Origin of the sequence: Caldanaerobacter sp. (assembly GCF_049701115.1) — a bacterium.
Classification (GTDB): Bacteria; Bacillota; Thermoanaerobacteria; order Thermoanaerobacterales; family Thermoanaerobacteraceae; genus Thermoanaerobacter.
The window spans coordinates 45,757-60,051 of sequence record NZ_JBNATX010000008.1; the positions used below are offsets into that span (position 1 = coordinate 45,757).

Genomic DNA, 14,295 nt, shown 5'->3' on the forward strand with positions numbered 1-14,295 from the left:
GTTCCTCATTCTAAAAATATGTTTTTTCTGTGAATCCTGTAATATTCCAAATTAAAAGCATTGCCCAAATACTCATCAAAAGCCTTCAAAAGATGAAGAGGGTTGGGTGCCCCCTCCCCCAGCTTCATTTTTACGTAAAACTTTGCCTTTTCTTTATTTGTATCAATAAGATAAAATTCCTCAAGGTATGACTTTAAGTCTATGAGTTTTTTCCCTTTCTTAGTATCTTTTTCTATTTCTATAGCATCCTGTGTTAAAAATCTTTTTACAGCCTCACCCAAATCTTCCATTTGTTTTTTTAAAAATACTTCCAGCAAATAATCTGCTTCTTTAATCCGAGATGATAAGGAATCCTTTATATCCACTTCAAAGACCTCTGTAATCTTAATACCAGCAGGCAAAACTTCATTCATCTTCCTCTTAAACTCCTCAGGTGAGATGTCTTCCTCCAAATCAATATCCATATAATCTCCCTCAGTAGTCGCCCCCACTATTAAGGCAGGTCCAAATGAAATCCTTGGATGGGGATTAAATCCCTGAGTCAAAGCTACTTTTATATCGGCTCTTCTTAAAGCCCTTTGCATAACTCTCAAAAGGTCGAGATGGGATATAAATTTTACTTCTTCACCTTTTGTGTATTTGCATCTTAGGCGCTTCAAAACATATAACCCCCTCGTCATAATCCTTTACTCCACAGCCAGTACAGTAATAACGACAATCGGGTGTAATCCTGCCTTCTAAAGCTTTTTTATATTCTCTCTGCAAGAATTTTTTCGTAACCCCGACGTCCACTACATCCCAAGGCAAAATTTCTTCCATGCCCCATTCTCTGTTAGCATAAAAATATGGATTAACTCCCGCTTCTTTAAAAGCTTTTTCCCATTTTTCATAGTCAAAATAATCGTCCCATCCATCAAATTTACAGCCCTTTTCCCAGGCCTTTATTATAGCTTTCCCTACCCTTCTGTCACCTCTAGAAATAACAGCCTCAAGAAAACTCATATGTGGATTGTGCCAGTTGTACTTCAAAGCTTTGCTCTTCAAGCTTTTTTTAAGAAAATCCTGCTTTTCAATTATCTTTTTAATACTATCCTGAGCCACCCACTGAAAAGGCGTAAAAGGTTTTGGGACAAAGGTAGAAGTACTCACCGTAACTCTCAAATTCTTGATGTTTCCTTTGATTTTTTTATAGTTATCAACTATTTTATAAGCCAAATCTACTATTCCTTCCACATCTTCCATCGTCTCAGTAGGAAGTCCAATCATGAAATAAAGCTTTATATTGTTCCACCCCGCTTCAAAAGCAGCAGCCGTGGCCTCTAAAATCTCCTCTTCTGTTATCCCTTTATTTATAACATCTCTTAGCCTCTGCGTTCCGGCTTCCGGTGCTAAAGTAAGTCCTGTTTTTCTTACCTTCTGTATCTCTTTTAGCAAATTCACAGAAACAGCATCCACTCTTGTAGAAGGAATTGAAACACCTATCCCTCTATCTTGATATCTGGATATGAGTTCCCTTATTAGATCTTCAATCTCCGAATAGTCAAAAGTACTCAAGGAAGTCAGAGAAATTTCCTCATATCCTGTCGACTTTACGAGCTTGTCCGCTAATTCAATAATTTTTTCTTTCGATTTTTCCCTCAAAGGCCTGTAAATCATTCCTGCCTGACAAAACCTGCATCCTCGAGTACAACCTCTGAATATCTCAAGCATTATTCTGTCATGCACTATGTCCATAAAAGGAACAATTTGCTCTTCAGGGTGGTACACATTTTCAAAATCCTTTACTATTCTTTTCTTAACCCTCTCCGGAATCCCTTTTTTTATAGGACGTATATCCTTTATTTTTCCATCTTTGTCATATTCCTCAATGTAATACTTTGGTACATATACTCCTTGTATCTGCGCAACAGCCTCTAAAAACTCCTCTCTTTCTCCTTTTCTTTCTTTCCATTCAATATAAGCGTCTATTATCTCATTAATTACTTCCTCTCCCTCACCCATGACAAAAAAATCAATCACATCAGACAAAGGAGCAGGATTGTAGGCACAAGGCCCACCGGCTATAACAAAAGGAAGTCCTTCTCTTTCTCTAGATAAAATAGGTATATTAGCAAGATTTAACATATTTATAACATTAGTATAGCTTAACTCGTACTGAAGAGTAAAACCCACAAAATCAAATTCTGAAAGGGGAGTTTTTGTCTCGAGGGTAAAAAGGGGAATTTTATTTTGCCTCATCAATGCTTCCATATCCACCCAAGGTGCAAATACTCTCTCACAGTACACATCTTCCCTTTTATTTAAAAGATGGTATAAAATTCTAAGTCCAAGGTGAGACATGCCCACCTCATAAACATCGGGAAAAGCAAAGGCAAATCTCACCTTTACTCTTTCTGGATCTTTTAAAATTGAATTCAATTCTCCACCTGTATATCTGGTGGGTTTGCTTACCTTCATGAGCAAATAATCAATTTTTTCCTTTATATCCATTATTTCTCCTCCAATGTTTTTGGTAATCTCCTACTATATCGCCTATATAACTATTTAAACCATATTCCAAAGCTTTTTCAAAAAATTCCGCCTCAGTCATTCTATATTTTTCCCTCAAATTCTCGTCTAATATTATTATAACATGGTATTTTGAAGGCATAAAACCTTTTATTACATCTTTCAACATCATTTTCTCATATGCAGCTACATGATAAACTGACATCAAGCCTTTTTTTTGAAATTCCATCTTTTTTCTATACAAATTTCTCATTTGGGAAAAAGCTGTCATATTTTTTTCTTTGTTAGCCGCAATTACCAGAAAAATCGCCAAAAACAAGTAAAAAATTGATTTTTCCAAATGGTCAATATCACTGAAAAAAAACCATAAAAGGGCAAATGAAATCAAATAACTGCTATACACTGCAATAAACACAGCAGTCCTAAAGTTTAAAAAGCAGGAAAGAAAACTCTTAAAAGCCCTTCCCCCATCCAAGGGTAAACCTGGTAGAAGATTAAAAAAAGCCATCATGAGATTGGCTTTTACAAAATGTTCCATCTCCAAGTGAAAAATTTGGGAAATCAATTCCGAGAGAAAAGCAAAAAAAATGTTAGAAAAAGGTCCAGCTAATGCTATTAAAATTTCTAAATCCGGTCGTATAAAAATGCTCGGGTCAAGAAAGGCAACTCCTCCAAAAGGATATATGTCAAGCTCTAAAACTTCTACCTTCAGCCTTTTTGCCGCCAAAATATGCCCTGCCTCATGTAAACCTAATACAACAGCTATACAAAAAAATTCCTTAGAAAAACCAAAAAAAATCAGTAAAATTCCAAAGAGCAAGGTAGAAAAATGGACTTTTATTCTCATTTTTCACTATCACTGGTAGTTTCGCTTATCACTACCTTTGTAAGTGGGTCTACAGGTTGCCCATTTTCCCATACTTCAAAGTGGAGATGGGGAGCGGTAACTCTGCCGGTGTCTCCCGACTTGCCTATCACCTCTTTTTGTTTTACCTTTTGCCCTTCCTGGACAAAAATCTCCGAAAGATGAGCATAAACGGTTCTTACATCGCCTTCATGCTTCAATACAATTACTTTACCCAAGTCTTCCTTTTCTGTAGCTAACATCACAACCCCATCAAGTGCAGCTTTCACTTCCGTACCTACGGGAACTTCAATATCTATCCCCGTATGCTTTGTCATCTTATTAGTAAATGGATCTATCCTCTCCCCAAAACCCGAGCTTATTTTCCCTTCCACTGGAAGAATCATTCTTGAGGAAATTTTTGAAAGTCTTTCAGAAGAGGATTTTTCCTCCGACTGTGAAAATACTTTAACTACGTTCTCTTTAAGCCAAGGAATTTTAGACTGCACCAATTTTAATCCCTTTTTTGCATTTTCATAGTCTAAATCATACGTCAAGACATTTTTAGTAGCATTCATAAAAGAATTTGTCAAAGGTACATCTACTGCTTTAAAAATCAGAACCATTCCCAAAAATACCATAGCTATTATAAGTTGATTTTCAAAAAGCTCTAAGTACTTTCTGTAAAAGTTAACCCTTTTAGGATAATATCTCATAATAAAAAGCCTCCTTCTATCTACATTTTATTTTGAAGGAGGCCCGCTTATGAATCAAATTTGTCTCCATTCTAAAAGCCCCAACTCCATTCCTTTTAAAAGTACTTCAGCAGTAGCAATATTGGTTGCGACAGGAATTGAATGAACATCACATACCCTCAAAAGCGCAAGAATGTCCGGTTCATGGGGTTGAACAGTAAGGGGATCTCTCAAGAAAATAACAAGGTCGATTTTATTCTCTGCAATCAAAGCCCCTATCTGCTGGTCACCACCTAAAGGGCCAGGCAAAAGGCAGTGGACATCAAGCCCTGTGGCTTTTTTTATGAGTTCCCCCGTATGTCCCGTCGCATACAAATTGCATTTCTCAAATATGTGTTTGTAGGCTATAGCGAAATTGACCATCAAATCTTTCTTTTGATCATGGGCAATGAGTGCGATATTCATAAAAACCCTCCTAAAAATTTATTTTCTGTCTTCTCATGCTTATGCTTTCTAAAAGCCCTATAGCCATCATATCTACCACCATAGCACTACCACCGTAACTCATAAAGGGAAGAGGAATGCCAGTTATAGGCATAAGGCCAATCGTCATACCTATATTTTCAAATATGTGAAAGGCAAACATAGCGATTATACCAACTGCTACAAGCATTCCATATTTATCCTTTGCGTTGTAGGCAATCCTCCATGCCCTATAGAGCAGTACAGCGTAAAGAAGTATAAGAAGAAATGCCCCTATAAATCCTAATTCCTCTCCCACAACAGAAAAAATGAAATCCGTCCACGCTTCTGGAAGATAATAAAGTTGGGTTTGACTGCCGTGGAAAAGCCCCTTCCCCCAAAACATTCCTGAACCTACTGCTATCTTCGATTGTATCACATGATAACCCGTCCCCATAGGGTCTAGTTCGGGATTTAAAAAGGACATAAGCCTATTCCTCTGATAAGGTTTTAAAAGTTTATAACCCACAGGAAGCATTGCAATTCCTAACGCAAAAAGTTGGGCAAGCACTTTTGTTTTTATTCCCGAAATATACACAATCGCTAAAAAAATCGCTATAAAAACAAGTCCTGTCCCCAAATCGGGCTGGAGCATAACTGCAATAAAAGGTATCCCGACATATACAAGAGGACCTATCAATTCTTTGAAAGATTTGATCTCTTCTTGATCACTAAACATATTTGCCAAAGTAAGAACCAAAGCCAATTTAGAAAATTCAGAAGGTTGTATATCGACAGGTCCGAGACTTATCCAGCTTTGTGCTCCATTACTCACTTTCCCTATAACCAGTACAAGCATCAGACCGATCAAGTTTAAGATATATATAAAAGTGGAAAACTTAGCAAATATGTTGTAATCAAAAAGACATATAAACACAATTGAAATAAGGCCTATTAGAATCGCTATAGCCTGTATTACAACCTTCTTATATGAACCTGTCTGTAAAGCATGGGAGGCACTTGTGACCACAACCAGGCTGTATATACAGAGTAATAAAACAACAATTAAAAGACCCCAATCAAAATTTTTAAGCAATTTTCTATCAAACAAGGTGATTCTCCCCTTTTAAAAAATCCACTTTGTATTATATCATACAATACAAGATTAAACTACATAAAAAAACTGGCTGTTCGCCAGTTCAGACTGTTGACAAAGTTTAAGAAGTGGCATTTTGTGTGTAAATGCGACTCGTTGCCAAAGCGATAACTAAACTTGGCGAGCTTGAGAAGCGAAGGCGGGGCGAGCAAAGCGAGCGGCCACCTGAGCCTTTTGGCGAATTGGCCGGCACCCCGCCGGAGCTCGAAAAGTGAGCCTTAGTTTAGTCGCTTTGCAACTCCGGAGCATTAACACAAAATGCCACTTAAATTAATATGGATTTTGTCAACAATCTAAAACTGGCTGTTCGCCAGTTCACCTTATTACTTGTTTCATCTTTTTTATAGGAATGTTGGCATGAAGAGCTGAAATATAGGTATCATCGTTTTTTCTCTCTTTTGTAATCTCCACTTTAAGTTCTTTTTCATCTATGTCAACATAATTTGAGATTACATTTAAAATATCTTCTTTTATCATTTCCAAAAAACGAGGTGAAGCATCCAATCTGTCGTGAACCAACAAAAGCTGGAGCCTCTCCTTTGCTATGTCTTTACTATTGCTTTTCCCGCCAAAGGCCTTAAACAAATCCACTTAAAACACCTCCTTAACTTTCAGGCCATCTTAAAAAGTCTTCTCAACCTGTCCATAAAACCATTGCCCACGTCTAAATTTATCAGAGGTACGTTTTTGTCAAGAAGTCTCTCCACCAAGTTTCTGTAAGCTTGTGAAGCTAATGATTTTTCTTCTAAAACTATGGGTTCGCCCTTATTAGTAGAAATAATTATATTTTCATCATCCGGAATTACTCCCAGAAGGTCAATTGCAAGTATATCTATTATATCCTCTATATCCATCATGTCTCCTCTTTTGACCATATCCATTTTTATTCTATTTATCACAAGAAGAGGGTCATGAAGTTCAGCAGCTTCTAAAAGTCCAATTATCCTATCAGCATCTCTCACTGCCGAAACTTCTGGAGTTGTTACAACAATTGCTCTATCGGCTCCAGCTATAGCATTTTTAAAACCTTGTTCAATCCCTGCCGGGCAATCTACCAATATATAGTCAAACTCCTCTTTTAGGTCCTGTATCAGCTTCCTCATCTGTTCAGGGCTTACCGCCGTCTTGTCCCTAGTTTGAGCAGCAGGTAAAAGATAGAGGGTATCAAACCTCTTATCTCTTATAAGAGCCTGTTTTAATCTGCACTGACCTTCTACAACATCCACAATATCATAAACAATCCGATTCTCAAGCCCCATCACTACATCTAAATTCCTCAAACCTATATCAGTATCTACTAAAGCTACCTTATAACCCTTCATAGCCAGATATGTACCAATATTTGCAGTAGTGGTGGTTTTACCCACTCCTCCCTTTCCTGAAGTTATGACTATTGCTTCCTTCATCCTCCCACTCCATTCCATTAATATTATTTATTAGAATATTTTACCATAAGTCTCCCAGATGGTAAAGTGGCCTTACAATTATCTTGTTTTTTTTCACTACGGCAATCTCCGGATATTCTACTTCTTCCTCCTTGTCAGGAGCTCTTGAAATTATGTTTGCTATTCTAAGTTGCATGGCTTTTAAGGAGGAAGCAACAATAAAAGCCTCTTTATTACCTGTAAAACCCGCATGGGCGATTCCCCTCAATGTCCCCATAACCACTATGTTACCAGCAGCTTGGATAAGACCACCAGGATTTACGTCACCTATTATTACCAAATTGCCATGATATCGTACGACTTGTCCAGACCGAACAGTTCCTTTATGGAATTTAGTGATTCCTTCTTCCAACCCATTAAATATTTCGTCATCTGTCACATTTTTTATATGCTTTTCTTGAAATTTTTTTATAAAAATTTTCACCCCATATTTTTTCATGATATAATCTCTTAATTCCTCAATTTCTTCCTCTTTAAACTTGGGATTTTTAACTCTGACATTTAAAGTAGCCCCTTCAAAAAAACTAAGGGATTTCTCAATTCTATCTACGATTCTTTCCTTTAAAGCTTCAATATCCAACTCCTCTTCTAATACAATTACAAGTCCTTCTTTTGTACCTTGGATTTTAACGGGTTCCATTGCCATAATTTACCTCCAGTTTGGTTTCATCTAAATATCTATATTCTTCATAAAATGCAATTTTCCTGCTTGTAAAAAGAAAAAAAGAGGATATATTCCTCTTCATCTCAAAGGAATATTCATAAAATTAAAGGTCTCTTTCTCCCCACTTTTACTAAGGCCAAAATAAGCATCAAATATGTCTCTAGCCACATAGGCAGCATATGAGCCACCGCCTCCTTGATAAATGACCGTGACAACCACTATTTGAGGATCCTCATAGGGAGCAAAACCCACAAACCAGGCATAATTATCTCTTCCCTTGATTCCCACTTCAGCAGTACCAGTCTTACCTCCTACGGTCATGGGGAATCCGTCAAATGCAGCGCTTGCCGTTCCTCCTCTTTCAGTAACTCCTTTCATGCCAAGCTTTATTGCATCCAGATACTTTTTAGGAATGTCTATTTTTCCTAAAACTTCGGGTTCTGTCTTTTTCACTATATTCCCCTCAGCGTCTACAATCTTATCTACAAGGTGGAGTCTATATCTTATTCCACCGTTTACTAAAGTTGAAATATAGCTCGCAATCTCTAGAGGAGTAAATTGATTGTCTCCCTGTCCAATAGCCGCACTACAGGTATCAGCCAGGCTCCAATGCCTTGCATAATACATCATCTCCCAGAGTTTTCTCTGCAACTTTGTATCCTTTATTCCCATTTTTTCTAACTGCAAAAAGGTATTGTAATCGGACAAATTTCCCTTATCGACGATTTCAACTATCTTTTTGTACTGCTCCTCAGTTATCACTCCATCTGGATTCTTTTCACTTTTTACCATAGAGTGTATAAGTCCCAAATAGAACTCTCTTTTATATTTAGGGCTCGCTATGATCCCCTTAGCTTCTGGAAGTTCAATTCCCGTCTTTTCGTCCAATCCAAATTTCTTAGCATATTCCACTATTTTATCTATTCCCATTCTTCTTCCCATTTCGTAAAAATAAGTATCTGTCGAATACTTTATAGCATCCGATACATTGACCCACCCCTGTGTCCTCCCATATTCATTCCACAACCAGTTTGTCTGCCCAGTAATATACACCCCAGGGTCCAGGTATTTTTCATCTACCGTAGTAACGCCACTTTCTAATGCTGCTAAAGCGACAATCATCTTAAAAGTGGAACCTGGAGGTACCGCCCCCTGAGTTGCGTAATTGAAAATAGGGCTTGGCTCTACAGTGGCGTTTCTCTCCCTAAAAAGCTCATTTACCACGTCTTTTGGAGGACTTCCCGTAGCGAAAACATTAGGGTCAAATCCAGGTACACTAGCCAAAGCCAATATCCTTCCTGAATGTATATCCACAACGACTGCTGCTCCAATATTAGCATTGGGTCTTGGTTTCCCTAGTTTTCCCTCTCTTAATTTTTGCATGGTATTTACAAGAGCTTCTTCTGCGGCTTCTTGAACATTTTTATCTATAGTAAGAAAAACTGTATCTCCTGGCACAGGAGGCACTGTACTTAAGCTCTTTATAAGCCTACCATAATTATCTACCACGACTTGCTGGCCTCCATCTTTTCCATGCAAATATTCCTCATATAAAGCTTCAATCCCAGAGTGCCCAACTAAATCTGTTAACTTGTACTTTTTTATATCTAGTTTTTTTAAATCTTCAGGAGTAATGCGACCTATATATCCAAGAGTTTGAGATAATAGTGTACCGTAAGGATAGTACCTCACAGGTTTTATACTAATCATTATCCCGGGAAGTTCCAGATGCCTTTCTTCAATTTCCGCTACCGTTTTTTGATCTACATCCACCGCTATTTCCACTGGCTGATACTGATTATACCCTTGTTCCTCCATAAGCTGCCTTACAACCATTATTTTGCGCACATCCTGTGGGTCTAAATCCTTCGAAATTTTAAATTTTTTCATCATAATATTCCATGTTTCTTTTGCCGTAGCATTTTCATTTATGTTATTCGTTTTTTTCCACAGCTTCTCTCTTTCTTTTAAAGTTTCAGGGGAAACTTCTCCCTCGTCAGGATTTTTAAAATTGAAATAAGGTTCTCCTTTTTCATCTAAATAAATTGGAAGGTCGTCCTTATACTTTACATTATTTTTCTCTAGCAAATGTATCAACTTTAATATAGTTTCATTCAAATGACTGTCTACTACTTCCCCTTTTAAAATATCAACAGAAAAACTGGGTCTATTAGTGGCAAGTTTTATGCCATATCTATCGACAATTTCTCCTCTTGGAGCATCAATAGGAATCAAACGAATGGCCTGTTTTATAGAAATTTCCCTATAATAATCTCCCTTTATCAACTGCAAATACACAAGGCGAGATATAAGAAGAACTAGTAACACACTTATTATAGTCCAAAGCACATAAAACCTTTTTTTTAGCATCTCGCTCAACCTTATCACCTTCAAAATCGACTTTTCCTGGAGAAAAGTGTTTTCTTTTCACTCACATAACTGTTGAAATTCACAATATATTTATATACAAATACCACGATTAAGGAATTGTAAACCGCCTGTATCATTCCAACATTGAGAAATTCTTCTATAAAACCAAACTGATATTTCATTAAGACCATTGAAAACATGATTATCAGGTTGTAAAAAAGAGTACCAATAAAGGTAAAAACAAAAGCCACAAAAGTACTTTCCCTAAAAATGTTTTTATTCAAAAGTCCAGCAATATAGGAAACAAGAAGAAGTGCAAAAGTGTAAATTCCCAAAGCCCTGTTAAACATTATATCTTGCAAGAGCCCAGCAAAAAGACTTAAATAGATGGCTTCCCATGGCCCATTTAAAAGAGAAAGACTAAAAACGAATATAAATACAACGTCAGGTTTTACGCCCAAAATATCCACAAATCTGAAAAAAGAAGATTGCAAGAGTACCAACAAAATAACAATCAAATACTTGTATATGCCTCTCATATTTTATTTCCCCGCTTCAGTCATATTAAGCACCACAAATACATATTCCAATCTTTCAAAATCAGCTGCCGGTTTCACAACTGCTTGCTTAAAAAGCGCCCCGGGTTCCTTTGTCACTCGTTCTACTTTCCCTATTACAAGACCTTTGGGAAATCTGCTCATACCAGAAGTAGTGATGATATCCCCCTCTAAAATTTCCGCATCGAGAGGAAGATATATCATTAAAAGACCGCCCTGAGAATCTCCCCTTACTATGCCGTTATCCCTTGTCCTAACATCTACTGCACTCACAGAACTATCCCTATCTACTATGGATAAAACTTTCGACCAGGTATCGCCCACCTGGAAGACTTGCCCCACCATGTTACCCTTTTCATCCAAAACTGCCATCCCAGGCATTACTCCATCTTTTTTACCTCTATCAATCGTAAATGTATTAAACCAATTGCCCGGGTTTTTCCCCGTAATGGAAGCCAACTTAAGATTAAGTTCCGGATTTTCTGTCTTAAAATCAAGCGCTTCTTTTAGCCTTTCGTTTTCATTTTTTAACTCCTGTAGTTTTACATTTTCTTTTTGCAATCTTTCTAATTCCTTTTGAAGTCTTTCATTTGTAGCTCTTAAACTTCCAATCTCTGCTATAGAGGAAAAAAAGTCAGAAATGCCATTGGTCATTCGATAAAAAAACTTACCTACAGGAGTAAACACACCACCTATTACAGATTCTGCTCTTGTAAGATATCTTTCTGTATCATAAGTATAAGCCATGGCAGCAATAAGCGCCACGGCTATTAAAAGTATCAGAATAAGCTGCCTATTCTTAAAAAAACGGGGCACTTAAAACACCTCTCAAACTCTAGTTGCAGGGCTTAAAACCCTTCTAAATAAGGAACTCTCTTCCAAAATCTTACCTGCCCCAAGCGCCACACAGTCTGTAGGATTATCTGCTATTTGAACGGGCATTCCTGTTTCCTGTCTTATCAGTTTATCTATACCGCTTAAAAGTGCACCTCCGCCTGTCAACATTATACCCCTATCCATGATATCTGCAGCTAATTCTGGAGGAGTTTTTTCTAGTGTGACTTTTATAGCTTCGACAATGTTTGAAAGAGGTTCCTTTAAAGCCTCTAAAATCTCTGTAGAAGTAATTCTCAATGTCTTTGGAAGACCAGAGACCAGGTCTCTACCCCTTATGTCCATTGACTCTTCTTTTTCTTTTGGAAAAGCCGAACCTATTTGAATTTTTATTTCCTCAGCAGTCCTTTCTCCAATCATGAGATTGTACTCTCTCTTTATATAATTTATTATGGCTTCGTCCATCTCGTCTCCGCCAACCCGCAAAGACTTATTAGTCACTATACCTCCTAAAGAAATAACCGCAACATCGGTAGTTCCTCCTCCTATATCTACTACCATGCTGCCTGTAGGTTCTTCAACAGGAAGTCCCGCCCCAATAGCTGCTGCCATTGGTTCCTCCACAGTATGAGCTTCCTTTGCTCCTGCCTGAAGGGCTGCTTCAATAACCGCTCTCTTCTCTACTTCTGTAACTCCTGAGGGAATACCTATTATCACTCTCGGCCTAAAAAGCCCCTTTCTTGGGTTTACTCTGCTTATGAAGTGATCTAGCATTGCCTTTGTTACATCAAAATCAGCAATCACGCCGTCTCTCATAGGCCTTATAGCCACTATGTTCCCAGGGGTTCTCCCCACCATTCTTTTAGCTTCTTCACCGACAGCAAGAATTGTTTTCGTATCCGTCCGCATTGCCACAACTGAAGGTTCTCTTAAGACAATCCCCTTACCCTGAACGTATACTAATGTTGTAGCCGTCCCCAAGTCAATTCCTATATCCCTTGAAAATCCTCTCATTCGTGTATACTCCTTCCTTTCTTATTCAAAATCATAATACCCTTTTTCTTTGAGACTTATACCTCTCCCATCTCCAATTATAACATGGTCTAAGACCTTTATTCCAAGAATTTTACCTGCCTCCACCAATCTTTTTGTCACTTCTACATCCTCCCTGCTAGGAGTAGGGTCTCCACTCGGATGGTTGTGAACTAAAATTATAGAAGAAGCAGACCTTTCTATAGCAGCTTTAAACACCTCCCTAGGATGAACGATTGAGGTGTTTAAACTCCCTATAGAAATCGTCTCAATGGCAATTATTTTATTTTTAACGTTTAGCATCACTACTTTGAAATGCTCTTTAGAAAGGTATCTCATTTCCTCCATCAAAAGATTTATGACGTCTTCAGGAGAAGTTACAGAAAAATTTTCCCCTTGCGTAGAAAGCATCAATCTTCTTCCTAACTCCACTGCCGCTTTTAATTTTACAGCTTTTGCTATTCCAATCCCCCTTATATTCGCAAGCTTTTCCACACTTGAGTTGATAATAAACTTTAATCCTCTCTCCTCTGTAATGAGCTTTTGAGCCAAACTTATAGCATTTTCTCTTCTACTCCCTGTACCTATTATTATGGCAATCAATTCAGCATTTGAAAGGACCTGAGGTCCGTATTTTATTAGCCTTTCTCTAGGCCTTTCTTCATAAGGCAAGTCTTTTATCCTTATATTCAAATCCTCTCCCAACCCACTTCACCCCAAATTCCCTTTTTAACAGGTCAAAAAGCTTGGCAACAGGCAGTCCTACTACATTGAAATAATCTCCCTCAATTTTTTCCACAATTAAGGACCCGAATCCTTGAATAGCGTATGCACCGGCTTTATCCCAGCATTCTCCTGTAGCTATATAGTTTAATATCTCTTCATCCTCTAATCTTCTTATCCACACTTTTGTCTCTTGATAATCGACAGAATGCTTCATTTCTGGAAGCTTAATTACTGCTATTCCTGTATAAACGATATGTTCTTTACCTTGCAAAGTTTTTAACATAGAAAAAGCTTCTTCTCTGTCTTTTGGCTTGCCCAAAATCTCGCCATCTACTACCACAATCGTATCAGCCGCTATCACTATTGCCTCATCTCTTATCTTGTCAGCAGCCTTTTGTGCCTTTTTAAAGGCTAAATCCATCACATATTTTGATGGTTCTTTTTCATTTGAAACCTCTTCAATGTCATTCTCCACAATTTGAAATGGAAAATTTAGATTTTCAAGAAGTTCTCTTCTTCTCGGAGATTTAGAGGCGAGAAAAATTTTCATACATCCCACCTACATCTTGTAATAGGAATAAATAGCCAATACAAGTCCTATCACAGTGCCTATATTTATTTTAAAAGTGAGCATAAAAGAGAACTTTAAAAAATTGAGGTCCAGTGCCAAAGGATTGTTCATGCCTATTACTTGAGCGTAAGAAAGTTCTTTGAAAAAACGTCCCAAAAGATCTCCCACAAAACCGCCCAGTATCAGTCCTACTAAGAGCAAAAACAACAATGTCCAGCCGCTTTTCCCTCTTCTCAAATCGTTTCACTCCTTGTGGCAAATATCATTCCTTTTTATTATATCACAAATTATATATATTTCTATAACTAACTTTTGAATAAAAAAATGGCAAAGCCCCCAACAAACGTTGGGGACCCAGACTGTTGACAAAGTTTAAAAGTGGCATTTTGTGTGTAAATGCGACTTGTTGTCAAAGCGGTAACTAAACTTGG

General features: G+C 37.6%; 16 protein-coding genes. All 16 read right to left on the reverse strand.

Going from position 1 to position 14,295, the window contains the following annotated elements:
- Nucleotides 1–5: 5 nt before the first annotated feature.
- The 16 genes from ACPLVE_RS04405 to ACPLVE_RS04480 all read right to left on the reverse strand — a co-directional run bounded on the left by ACPLVE_RS04405 (nt 6) and on the right by ACPLVE_RS04480 (nt 14,101).
- Nucleotides 6–659, reverse strand: a complete 654-nt coding sequence (locus tag ACPLVE_RS04405) for a TIGR03936 family radical SAM-associated protein (RefSeq protein WP_424610194.1) — start codon at nt 657–659, stop codon at nt 6–8.
- The gene (locus ACPLVE_RS04410; protein ID WP_424610196.1) at nt 625–2,490 is read right to left on the reverse strand and encodes a TIGR03960 family B12-binding radical SAM protein; all 1,866 of its coding nucleotides are present in this window, start codon (nt 2,488–2,490) and stop codon (nt 625–627) included. The genes ACPLVE_RS04405 and ACPLVE_RS04410 overlap by 35 nt, the downstream gene beginning before the upstream one ends.
- Nucleotides 2,468–3,355, reverse strand: a complete 888-nt coding sequence (locus ACPLVE_RS04415; RefSeq protein WP_424610198.1) for a M50 family metallopeptidase — start codon at nt 3,353–3,355, stop codon at nt 2,468–2,470. The genes ACPLVE_RS04410 and ACPLVE_RS04415 overlap by 23 nt, the downstream gene beginning before the upstream one ends.
- Entirely contained in the window at nt 3,352–4,068 is a 717-nt protein-coding gene (locus ACPLVE_RS04420; RefSeq protein WP_424610200.1) for a M23 family metallopeptidase, read from the reverse strand. Before ACPLVE_RS04420 ends, ACPLVE_RS04415 begins: the two co-directional genes overlap by 4 nt.
- A gap of 54 nt (nt 4,069–4,122) precedes the next feature.
- On the reverse strand, nt 4,123–4,512 hold the full coding sequence (mgsA, locus tag ACPLVE_RS04425; protein WP_424610202.1) for a methylglyoxal synthase: 390 nt from the start codon (nt 4,510–4,512) through the stop codon (nt 4,123–4,125).
- Nucleotides 4,513–4,522: 10 nt separating this feature from the next.
- Complete coding sequence (rodA, locus tag ACPLVE_RS04430; protein ID WP_424610204.1) at nt 4,523–5,620, reverse strand: rod shape-determining protein RodA; 1,098 nt, start codon at nt 5,618–5,620, stop codon at nt 4,523–4,525.
- A gap of 360 nt (nt 5,621–5,980) precedes the next feature.
- On the reverse strand, nt 5,981–6,256 hold the full coding sequence (gene minE / locus ACPLVE_RS04435; RefSeq protein WP_424610206.1) for a cell division topological specificity factor MinE: 276 nt from the start codon (nt 6,254–6,256) through the stop codon (nt 5,981–5,983).
- Between the two features lie 20 nt (nt 6,257–6,276).
- Nucleotides 6,277–7,071 carry a septum site-determining protein MinD gene (minD, locus tag ACPLVE_RS04440; RefSeq protein WP_424610208.1) on the reverse strand — a complete coding sequence of 265 codons (795 nt, stop codon included), beginning with the start codon at nt 7,069–7,071 and terminating at the stop codon, nt 6,277–6,279.
- Between the two features lie 40 nt (nt 7,072–7,111).
- On the reverse strand, nt 7,112–7,756 hold the full coding sequence (gene minC / locus ACPLVE_RS04445) for a septum site-determining protein MinC (protein ID WP_424610209.1): 645 nt from the start codon (nt 7,754–7,756) through the stop codon (nt 7,112–7,114).
- A gap of 96 nt (nt 7,757–7,852) precedes the next feature.
- Nucleotides 7,853–10,168, reverse strand: coding sequence for a penicillin-binding protein 2 (locus ACPLVE_RS04450; RefSeq protein WP_424610211.1), 2,316 nt, complete (start codon nt 10,166–10,168; stop codon nt 7,853–7,855).
- Nucleotides 10,165–10,683: a rod shape-determining protein MreD gene (gene mreD / locus ACPLVE_RS04455; RefSeq protein WP_424610213.1), complete on the reverse strand. Its 519-nt coding sequence runs from the start codon at nt 10,681–10,683 to the stop codon at nt 10,165–10,167. The genes ACPLVE_RS04450 and mreD overlap by 4 nt, the downstream gene beginning before the upstream one ends.
- A 3-nt stretch (nt 10,684–10,686) precedes the next feature.
- Entirely contained in the window at nt 10,687–11,517 is an 831-nt protein-coding gene (gene mreC, locus ACPLVE_RS04460; protein ID WP_424610214.1) for a rod shape-determining protein MreC, read from the reverse strand.
- Nucleotides 11,518–11,529: 12 nt separating this feature from the next.
- On the reverse strand, nt 11,530–12,549 hold the full coding sequence (locus ACPLVE_RS04465; RefSeq protein WP_424610215.1) for a rod shape-determining protein: 1,020 nt from the start codon (nt 12,547–12,549) through the stop codon (nt 11,530–11,532).
- 21 nt (nt 12,550–12,570) lie between these two features.
- The gene (gene radC, locus ACPLVE_RS04470; protein ID WP_424610217.1) at nt 12,571–13,272 is read right to left on the reverse strand and encodes a RadC family protein; all 702 of its coding nucleotides are present in this window, start codon (nt 13,270–13,272) and stop codon (nt 12,571–12,573) included.
- A complete protein-coding gene (locus ACPLVE_RS04475) occupies nt 13,229–13,843 on the reverse strand; it encodes a nucleoside triphosphate pyrophosphatase (protein WP_424610218.1) in 615 nt (204 codons plus the stop codon). The genes radC and ACPLVE_RS04475 overlap by 44 nt, the downstream gene beginning before the upstream one ends.
- Before the next feature lie 9 nt (nt 13,844–13,852).
- Nucleotides 13,853–14,101 (reverse strand): DUF4321 domain-containing protein, encoded by a 249-nt coding sequence (locus tag ACPLVE_RS04480; protein WP_424610220.1) that lies wholly within the window; start codon nt 14,099–14,101, stop codon nt 13,853–13,855.
- Nucleotides 14,102–14,295: the final 194 nt, after the last annotated feature.

Bases quoted from the DNA above. Each gene is read 5' to 3' on its own strand.
- minC (WP_424610209.1), bottom strand. From the start codon at position 7,756: ATGGCAATGGAACCCGTTAAAATCCAAGGTACAAAAGAAGGACTTGTA.
- minD (WP_424610208.1), bottom strand. From the start codon at position 7,071: ATGAAGGAAGCAATAGTCATAACTTCAGGAAAGGGAGGAGTGGGTAAA.
- ACPLVE_RS04465 (WP_424610215.1), bottom strand. From the start codon at position 12,549: ATGAGAGGATTTTCAAGGGATATAGGAATTGACTTGGGGACGGCTACA.
- ACPLVE_RS04475 (WP_424610218.1), bottom strand. From the start codon at position 13,843: ATGAAAATTTTTCTCGCCTCTAAATCTCCGAGAAGAAGAGAACTTCTT.
- mgsA (WP_424610202.1), bottom strand. From the start codon at position 4,512: ATGAATATCGCACTCATTGCCCATGATCAAAAGAAAGATTTGATGGTC.
- mreD (WP_424610213.1), bottom strand. From the start codon at position 10,683: ATGAGAGGCATATACAAGTATTTGATTGTTATTTTGTTGGTACTCTTG.
- ACPLVE_RS04420 (WP_424610200.1), bottom strand. From the start codon at position 4,068: ATGAGATATTATCCTAAAAGGGTTAACTTTTACAGAAAGTACTTAGAG.
- ACPLVE_RS04410 (WP_424610196.1), bottom strand. From the start codon at position 2,490: ATGGATATAAAGGAAAAAATTGATTATTTGCTCATGAAGGTAAGCAAA.
- ACPLVE_RS04415 (WP_424610198.1), bottom strand. From the start codon at position 3,355: ATGAGAATAAAAGTCCATTTTTCTACCTTGCTCTTTGGAATTTTACTG.